Raw genomic sequence first — 2,396 nt, 5'->3', positions numbered from 1 at the left:
TGATGGAGGTCAATCCGAAATATGCCCAGGATCCGGTGACACTCAAGCAGGTCGAGGTGATTACCGCTGACGGTGCGAGGGTGCCGCTGTCGACGTTCGCCCATTACGAAAACAGCCTGGAAAACGACCGGGTCAGCCATGAAGGCCAGTTCGCGTCCGAAAGCATTTCCTTTGACATGGCCGAAGGCGTGACCGTAGAGCAGGGCAGTGCTGCCATTGAACGGGCGATCGCCAAGGTCGGCCTGCCGGAGGATGTGATTGCGAAAATGGCCGGCACCGCTGACGCCTTCGCCGCGACGCAGAAGAGCCAGCCGTTCATGATCCTCGGTGCGTTGCTGGCCGTGTATCTGGTGCTCGGTGTGCTGTATGAAAGCTACATCCACCCGCTGACCATTCTTTCGACCTTGCCCTCGGCCGGGGTTGGCGCGTTGCTGTCGATCTATGCATTGGGGGGCGAGTTCAGCCTGATTTCCCTGCTGGGGATATTCCTGCTGATCGGCGTTGTTAAGAAGAACGCCATCCTGATGATCGACCTTGCGCTGCAATTGGAGCGTCATCAGGGCCTGTCGCCGCTGGAGTCGATCCGCAGCGCCTGCCTGCAACGCCTGCGACCGATTCTGATGACCACGCTGGCCGCGATCCTCGGCGCCTTGCCCTTGCTGCTCGGCCGTGCCGAGGGTGCGGAAATGCGCCAGCCGCTGGGCCTGACCATCATTGGCGGCCTGGTGTTCAGCCAGGTCCTGACCCTTTACACCACCCCGGTGGTTTACCTCTATCTCGACAAGCTGCGCCATCGCTTCAACAAATGGCGTGGCGTGCGCACTGACGCCGCTCTGGAAACTCCGCTATGACTGACCGTTCGCTTCTCCAATTGGCTACCGTGCGCGGCTCGCGCCTGTTGAGCCTGTCACTGTGCGTGGCGCTGCTCAGCGCTTGCGCAGTCGGCCCGGACTACCAGCGTCCGCAAACTGCCGAAATCGCTCAGTTCAAGGAAGCCGAGGGCTGGCGTCAGGCCAATCCCAGCGACTCGCTGGCCCGTGGCGCCTGGTGGGAGTTGTACGGCGACCAACAGCTCAACGCCTTGATCGAAAAACTCAACAGCTCCAACCAGACCGTTGCCCAGTCCGAAGCGCAGTTTCGTCAGGCGCAGGCTTTGGTGCGCAGTGCACGCGGGGCGTTTTACCCCAGCGTCGACCTGAGTCTGGGCAAGACCCGCTCGAGTCAGGGCACCGGTAGCAGCAGTTCGAGCCTGAGCAGTTCCTCAAGCGGCATCCGCGACACTTATAACGCGCAGTTGGGCGTCAGTTGGGAAGCCGACGTCTGGGGCAAGCTGCGCCGTGGCCTGGAGGCCGACGAGGCCAACGCCCAGGCGAGCTTTGCCGATCTGGCAGCGATGCGTCTGAGTCAGCAATCGGAACTGGTGCAGAACTACCTGCAACTGCGCGTCATCGATCAGCAGAAGCGTTTGCTCGAGGCCACCGTTGCCGCTTATGAACGCTCGCTGAAAATGACCCAGAACCAGTACCGCGCCGGGGTTTCCGGGCGCGATGCGGTGGCGCAGGCGCAAACCCAGTTGAAAAGTACCCAGGCCGATCTGGTCGATCTGATCTGGCAGCGCGCACAGTTTGAAAACGCTATTGCCGTACTGACCGGCGAAGCACCGGCCAACTTCAGCATTGCCGAAAGCCAGAGCATCCCGAATCTGCCGCAGGTACCGCTGAGCTTGCCTTCACAACTGCTGGAACGCCGTCCTGACATCGCTTCGGCCGAACGCTCGGTGATTGCCGCCAATGCCAACATCGGCGTGGCGAAAGCCGCGTATTACCCGGACCTGACCCTGAGCCTGAGCGGCGGCTACAGCAGCAGTACCTCGAAAAACCTGATCAGCCTGCCGAACCGTTTCTGGTCGGTCGGCCCGCAGCTTTCTCTGCCGCTGTTCGACGGCGGCATTCGTTCGGCCGAGGTCGACCGCAGCGAGGCGGCCTATGACGAAACCGTCGCCCGCTACCGCCAGACCGTTCTCGACGGTTTCCGCGAAGTGGAAAACTACCTGGTCCAGCTCAAGGTGTATGAAGACGAAGCAGCAGTTCGCCAGGAAGCGCTGGATGCTGCCCGCGATTCCCTGCGCCTGACGGAAAACCAGTACAAGGCCGGGCTGATTGCTTATATCGACGTAGTCGTTGTGCAGGCCACGGCGCTGAGTAACGAACGCAGTGTGCTTAATATTCTGCAGAACCGACTGATCGCCAGCGTGCAACTGATCGCCGCACTGGGCGGCGGCTGGGACGGCCAACTGGACGTCAGCGACAACCGCTGAACCTGTGGGAGCGAGCTTGCTCGCGAAAGCGGTGGGTCAGGCAACTACGATGGTGGCTGTGCCGACGCCTTCGCGAGCA

The 2,396-nt window shown here is 61.6% G+C and carries 2 protein-coding genes; both read left to right on the top strand.

What is annotated here, in order from left to right:
* On the top strand, positions 1-851 hold an 851-nt coding region (locus V8J63_RS11030; protein WP_336464039.1), incomplete at its 5' end, for an efflux RND transporter permease subunit.
* Entirely contained in the window at positions 848-2,317 is a 1,470-nt protein-coding gene (locus tag V8J63_RS11025) for an efflux transporter outer membrane subunit (protein ID WP_130926885.1), read from the top strand. The genes V8J63_RS11030 and V8J63_RS11025, both read left to right, overlap by 4 nt.
* Positions 2,318-2,396 lie beyond the last annotated feature (79 nt).

This window comes from Pseudomonas sp. CCNWLW23 (genome assembly GCF_037095675.1).
Taxonomy (GTDB): domain Bacteria; phylum Pseudomonadota; class Gammaproteobacteria; order Pseudomonadales; family Pseudomonadaceae; genus Aquipseudomonas; species Aquipseudomonas atacamensis.
Note: the sequence above shows the minus strand (reverse complement) of the source record. Positions and strands in the feature narration are given on the sequence as shown.